Raw genomic sequence first — 5996 nt, forward strand, 5'->3', positions numbered from 1 at the left:
CAGCGCCGCCGCCTTCTTGACATAACCGAAAGCCTTGACGAAGTACGGCTCCGCCGCCATCGGGATGCCGGTGATATGGAAATTCTCCTTGCCGCGCAGCGTCTGCACACCGTAATAGGCGTTGTCCGGCAACTCCTTCTCGCCCAGAAAATCTTTTTCGATTCTTGCCATGGCGATTTCCTTCCTTGGTTGAAAAACAGTGGATTCCTCTGAGAAAGTCTGCCCTACCCTGACGAGTCATTCTAGTCGACTACGCTCCGGTTCGCCGCCCGGATTGTCGTCCGGCGATCTTCCAGTCCGTCAGCGGAAGAGCCATCGCCCGGCGCGACCATTGCATCCAGCGCCTGTGCTCCTGCGTATGTACCGGCGAGGGTGGCCCAGCAGGCGTACCCGCGAGCCGGAAGGAAACAACATGTCACTCACGACCCCCTGCCAGCAGCCCCCCTTGCCGAACGGCGCCGCACTGCATGCCGGCGTCGGCCTGGACGTGCGAGCGCGGGCTGGAATCAAACCGCGTGCTCCGCGTCCCTTCATTCCGGGAAGGGCCTGAGATGTCGCCGCGCGCCCCCGAACCAGCAGCCAGGGGAGTTTTCAGAGCCGCTTTGTCGGTCGACCTGAAACATCGCACCGACCGGCAGGCTGCACCACTGTCAGCCGAGGCCACTGTCGCGGCGTTTGGCTGCGCCGAGCCGATCGGGCAGAATGCCGGCCAGGGACCGAACACCACAGATCACCGGATGAAACAGACCGACCATTTCTCTTCCGCCACAGCGAGCGCCGACGCTCACACGGACGCAGCGGCAGAACGCGCGCGGCGACTGCTCGCCGACGAGGCCAGATTGCAGGCTCTGGTCAGCCGCATCGTCCGGCAGGACGAGCAGGCACTGGCCGGCCTCTACGACCTGCTGGCCGGCCGGGTCTATGGCCTCGCACTGCGCATCACGCGACAGGTGCAGACCGCCGAAGAGGTGGCCGAAGACGCCTTCTGGCAGGTCTGGCGGCAGGCTCCACGCTTCGACCCCGAACGTGGCAGTGTGCTGACCTGGGTGCTGACCATTGCCCGCAGCCGGGCACTCGACGCCTTGCGCCGCTGCGAGCCGAGCGAAGCGCTCGACGAAGAGCGTCTGGCCAGCCTGCCGGCGGAAAGCGATCCGCAAGATCTGCTGCTGGCGATACAACAGCAGCACCGACTGCACGTCGCGTTGCGCACGCTCGACGCGTTGCCCCGGCAACTGCTCGCGCTGGCCTTCTTCCGCGGCCTGTCGCACGAGGAGATCGCATGCCAGATGAGCCTGCCGCTGGGAACCGTCAAGTCCCACATCCGCCGCGCCCTGCTGCGCCTGCGCGAACTGCTCGGCGCCGATGATCCCCGCTCCCCGATGGTGACCCCATGAACACCGAGTCCAAGGATTCCAGCCATCCTGACGCCGACCGCGACCAGGACAAAGCCCTGCATCATCTGATCTGCGAAGGACTGGCACCGATCGAACCAGCCGCGGCCCAGGCCGCCGAACTGCGCGGCCGCCTGTTGCGCAGGGTTGGCGCCAGCGCGCGCCGGCACAGCGGGCTGATCACCGTGCGCACCGGCGACGGGAGCTGGCGCACGGTCAAGGCCGGCGTCCGCGCCAAGCTCCTGCACAACGGTGCACGAGGCGCGTCGGTTCTGATCGAACTGGCCCCCGGAGCGACACTGCCGGTGCACCGCCACCAGCACCTCGAGGAGGGAATCGTGCTGCGCGGCGGCCTGCAACTCGGCGAACTGAACCTGGCACCGGGCGATTACCATGTCTCGCCGCCCGGTAGTCGTCATGCGCGCATCGGCTCACGCGAGGGCGGGCTGGCCTATCTGCGCGGCAGCGGGCTGGGGCAGACGAGCCGGGCGCTCGGCGAACTGCTCGGTGGCCTGCTACCCGGCGAGGGCCCACCGAGCCATACCGTCTTCGCCAGTGAAGACGGCTGGGCAGCGATCGCCGAGGGTGTCGAGCAGAAGATCCTCTGGCGTGACGGCGACCTCATCTCGCGCTTCTTCCGCCTGGCGGCGGGCTCCTTCCTGCCGGCGCACCTGCACGATGGCGATGAGGAATGCATGATGCTGAGCGGTGACGCCTATTTCGGCGATCTGCTGGTACGGGCCGGCGAGTTTCACCTGGCGCCGGCAGACAGCGAGCACGGTGCGCTGTTCAGCGAACATGGCGCGCTGGCCTTCGTGCACGGTCGCCAGGTCCTGCCGCTGCCAGTCCGGTGAGCCCCCGTCTGGTGATGATCAGCCGCTGGCGTCTGGAAACGGCCCGCGATTCCCTCTGGGAACTGTTGACCAACCCGACCGAATGGCCCGGCTGGTGGCCCCACCTGCACAGCGTCAGCCGGCTGGCCGGCGGCGACGCCGAAGGCATCGGCGCACGCCATGCCTTCGTCTGGCGCAGCGGACTGGGCTATCACCTGCGCTTCGCGATGACCACGACGCGCACGGTGCACGGCCGCGAACTGGAGGCGACGGCGAACGGCGACCTGCACGGCAGCGGGCTGTGGATCATCGAGGATGATGCCCCCGGCGCCCTCCGCCTCACCTATCGCTGGGATGTCGAACTGAGCAAACCGTGGCTGCGCCGGCTGGCGCCCTTGCTGCAGCGCATGTTCGTCTGGCGGCACTTCGTGGTGATGGCCGGCGGTGCCCGGGGAATGGCCGGCCGGCTTGGCTGCCGGCTGTCGCAGGTCGAGGAGTGGTGGACGATCAGTCGCCTCGCCGACGGACTCGAAGCCACCTGAATTACCCGCCTGCCGCCCGCCGTCCGGCGCTTTTTTCCGGCCGCCGGCCGGCAGCGAGGAGAGAGGCTTCGGCGCAAGTCCCGTATCCCGTACAATCCGCCTCCCACTCCGGAAGCAAAGAATGCGACGCCTGCTGCTCATCCCTGGCGCGATCGCCGCCCGCCTGCAACGCGACCTCCTGCTGCTGATCCTGCTGCTGCTCTGTGTCGGCTTCAGCCTGCTCGAACCCGCCGCCGTCGCAACCTACCCGCTGCGCGTCGACTGGTCGACGATCGCCGCCCTCACCGGCCTGCTGCTGCTGACCACTGCCCTCGAGGAGAGCGGCTTCCTGCAACACCTGGCTTATCATGTGATCACCCGCATGCACAGCGAACGACACCTCGCCCTGCTGCTGGTCGGCACGGCGGCGGCAATGGCGAGCGTGCTGACCAACGACATCGCCCTCTTCATCGTCGTCCCGCTGACCCTTGGATTGCATGGCATGGCTGCCCTGCCGACCGCCCGCCTGGTGATTTTCGAAGCACTCGCGGTCAATGCCGGTTCGGTGCTCACCCCGATGGGCAACCCGCAGAACCTGTTCCTCTGGCATCGTTCGGGCGCCACCTTCGCGGCCTTCGTCGGCGAGATGGCGCCGCTGGCGGCGATTCTGCTCGGCACGCTGCTCCTGCTGACGCTGCTCGCCTTTTCGGCGCGGCCGATCGAGACGCATGAAGACATCACACCGCCGCCCTTGAGCCGTGCCCTGTTGTGGACCAGCCTGCTGCTCTATCCGGTCTTCCTGCTGCTGCTCGAACTGCGCCGGCCGTGGCTCGGCCTGGCCGTCGTCGGCGCGATTTTCGCTGCCGCCTTCCGGCACATCTGGCGACAGGTCGACTGGGCACTGATCGTCGTATTCATCCTGATGTTCATCGACCTGCGCCTGTTCACCGAGTTACCGCGGGTGCAGGCCCTGGTCGCCTCGGTGGGACTGCACGATCCGCAGCGTCTCTATCTGGCCGGCGTGTTGACCTCGCAAGTGATCAGCAACGTGCCGGGGGCCATTCTGCTTGCCGAGCATAGCGGGGACTGGCGAATCATTGCCTGGGCGGTCAACGTCGGCGGGTTCGGCTTGCTGATCGGCTCGCTCGCCAACCTCATCGCCCTGCGTCTGCTCGGTCAGCGACAAGCCTGGTGGAGCTTCCACGCCTGGTCGCTGCCTTTTCTCGGCGCCATCGCGACGCTCGCCCATTGCTGGCTGTTCTGGCCCTAGCATTCCGCCGCACCGGTGGCTCGGACAACCTGGGCACGCCAGCGCCCGCTTGCCGTCCTTATTTCGCTGACTTAACTCTGATTTCGCTGGAGTTTTCGTGCGCCTATTCCTATACTGCCAGGATAAGAATAGAAACGTGAAAATTTCGTGAGGAGACTTGTCATGGATGCTTGCTTTCCCGGCCTGCTGCCGGAGCAGTTGTTGGTCGATTTACCGGAAATCGACGCCCAGCACGAGGAGATTTTCTGCCGTATCGAAGCACTCAAGACAGTCTGTTTCGAGAGCAGTCATGTCCCGTTCGACGAGTTCGAAGCACTGCTCGGGTATTTCGCCATGCATTTTGCGACGGAAGAACGGATTGCCGAAGAGGCCGGTCTGGATTTCGTTGATCATGCGCGGATTCACGAGGATACGCTGCGGTTGCTGGACAGGGCGCTCGGCGAAATGGTCCGCGGCGCCCGCGACGCACATTCCTTCCTGCGTTACTGCGAGTACTGGTTCGAGCGTCACATCAGTGAAGACGATCGACTTTTCATCGCCGCCCTGCAAACGACCGATTTCGGACAATCCGGCGGCTTCTGGCGCAACCTCGAACTGCGCGCCTGAGCCTGACCGGTTGCCGCCGGGTGAGGCGCCGACCGACACCACCCGGCACGGCGGGCCGGGCAAAAAGTCATTCGCCCGGAGTTTGCTGGACGGACAGTCGCGCCAGATGATCCCGATGCACCGCCAGACTCAGCGCGTTCGGCCGCAACGCTTTGACCGCGGCCACCGCGTCGTCCTTCGACCAGCCGCGTTCGAGCATGATCTGCGCCGCCATCAGCCCCGTGCGCCCGGACCCCCCCTTGCAATGGATGGCGACCTTCTGCCCGGCGTCGAGCAGGCCGTGCAGGGCCAGCCGCTGCGCCTGCCAGGCCAGCGTGAAATCGTCGGCCGGCGCGTGCTCGTCCTCGATCGGCAGGTGGAACCACCGCAGGCCACGCTGCGCGCAGAGCCGGGCGAGATCGGACACGCCATTGCTCGCCATCTCGCTGGCCGGCATCAGGGTGACCACGGCAGCGGCGCCGGCGGATTGCAACTGGTCGAGCGAAGTCGCCGCGTCGACTCCTTTCGTTCCCGGGCAGGGGGTGAGGATCAGGCCCGCGCGGTCCTGGTTCAGCGGCAGCAAATCGGAGGGATGGGTAATCATGGCCTTGGCTAGCATTGAGGGTCGATGAACTCGGCCGGCAGGACGAGCGCCACGGGCGGCGACCTTCCCGCCCGTGCTGCATTCTACCGGACTTGAACACCACTGATCATCGCCCGCTGCGACCGGCGGCAAGCTCCGGGCCGTAGCCGTTTTACCTGCCCCGCGCGAGGAGTCGCCATGCCGCAAGCTTCGATGCCGCGCCTGACCATCCCCCTCGCCGGCGCATTGCGCCGGCTGGCCGCCATCGTGCTGCTCGGCACCGTCTGGCCGCCACCTGTCCTGGCCCAGGTGTTCGACAGCGAAGTGCAGCGCTTTCGGCTGAGCATCGTCAGCGCAGGACTCGAACATCCCTGGAGCCTGGCGTTCCTGCCCGATCGCCGCATGCTGGTGAGCGAACGCCCGGGACGCCTGCGGCTGATCGACGCCGACGGTCGCCTCGATCCGGAACCCGTGCGCGGACTGCCGCCGGTCGCCGCAGTCGGCCAGGGCGGGCTGCTCGATATCGCCCTCCACCCCCGGTTCGCCGAGACCGGCTGGATTTATCTCTCCTACGTTGCCGAGGGTACGGGCGGTTACGGCACCGAGGTATTGCGGGCAAGACTCAAGGGCAGGACATTGAGCGAGGTGCAGGTGCTGTTTCGCATGCACCCGAAATCGAGCGGCGGGCAACACTTCGGGTCGCGCCTGGTCTTCGATCGCCAGGGCTTGCTGTTCATCACGCTGGGCGACCGCGGCGATCAACAGCGCGCGCAACGGTTCGACGACCATGCCGGGTCGATCATCCGCCTGCAC

The 5996-nt window shown here is 66.4% G+C and carries 7 protein-coding genes and 1 pseudogene; 6 read left to right on the top strand and 2 right to left on the bottom strand.

The genetic code is table 11. From position 1 onward, the window contains the following. Nucleotides 1–171: pseudogene (gene aspA, locus JNK99_RS04255) on the bottom strand (aspartate ammonia-lyase); the annotation flags it as partial. 566 nt (nt 172–737) lie between these two features. Here aspA and JNK99_RS04260 point away from each other — a divergent pair. From JNK99_RS04260 to JNK99_RS04280, 5 genes are all read left to right on the top strand, one after another. After that, nucleotides 738–1394 carry a sigma-70 family RNA polymerase sigma factor gene (locus JNK99_RS04260; protein WP_291849098.1) on the top strand — a complete coding sequence of 219 codons (657 nt, stop codon included), beginning with the start codon at nt 738–740 and terminating at the stop codon, nt 1392–1394. Then, on the top strand, nt 1391–2245 hold the full coding sequence (locus JNK99_RS04265) for a cupin domain-containing protein (RefSeq protein ID WP_291849101.1): 855 nt from the start codon (nt 1391–1393) through the stop codon (nt 2243–2245). The genes JNK99_RS04260 and JNK99_RS04265 overlap by 4 nt, the downstream gene beginning before the upstream one ends. Continuing rightward, nucleotides 2242–2766: an SRPBCC family protein gene (locus JNK99_RS04270; protein WP_291849104.1), complete on the top strand. Its 525-nt coding sequence runs from the start codon at nt 2242–2244 to the stop codon at nt 2764–2766. The genes JNK99_RS04265 and JNK99_RS04270 overlap by 4 nt, the downstream gene beginning before the upstream one ends. A gap of 121 nt (nt 2767–2887) precedes the next feature. Further along, nucleotides 2888–4015, top strand: a complete 1128-nt coding sequence (locus JNK99_RS04275; protein WP_291849106.1) for an SLC13 family permease — start codon at nt 2888–2890, stop codon at nt 4013–4015. A 162-nt stretch (nt 4016–4177) separates the two neighbouring features. Further along, nucleotides 4178–4621, top strand: coding sequence for a hemerythrin family protein (locus JNK99_RS04280; RefSeq protein WP_291849109.1), 444 nt, complete (start codon nt 4178–4180; stop codon nt 4619–4621). Between the two features lie 67 nt (nt 4622–4688). Here JNK99_RS04280 and JNK99_RS04285 read toward each other — a convergent pair whose 3' ends face one another. Continuing rightward, nucleotides 4689–5201 (bottom strand): protein phosphatase, encoded by a 513-nt coding sequence (locus tag JNK99_RS04285; protein ID WP_291849113.1) that lies wholly within the window; start codon nt 5199–5201, stop codon nt 4689–4691. A gap of 180 nt (nt 5202–5381) precedes the next feature. Here JNK99_RS04285 and JNK99_RS04290 point away from each other — a divergent pair. Continuing rightward, nucleotides 5382–5996: PQQ-dependent sugar dehydrogenase (locus JNK99_RS04290; protein WP_291849111.1), on the top strand; the 615-nt coding region annotated here is incomplete at its 3' end.

The organism is Accumulibacter sp. (assembly GCF_016789985.1).
Lineage (GTDB): Bacteria > Pseudomonadota > Gammaproteobacteria > Burkholderiales > Rhodocyclaceae > Accumulibacter.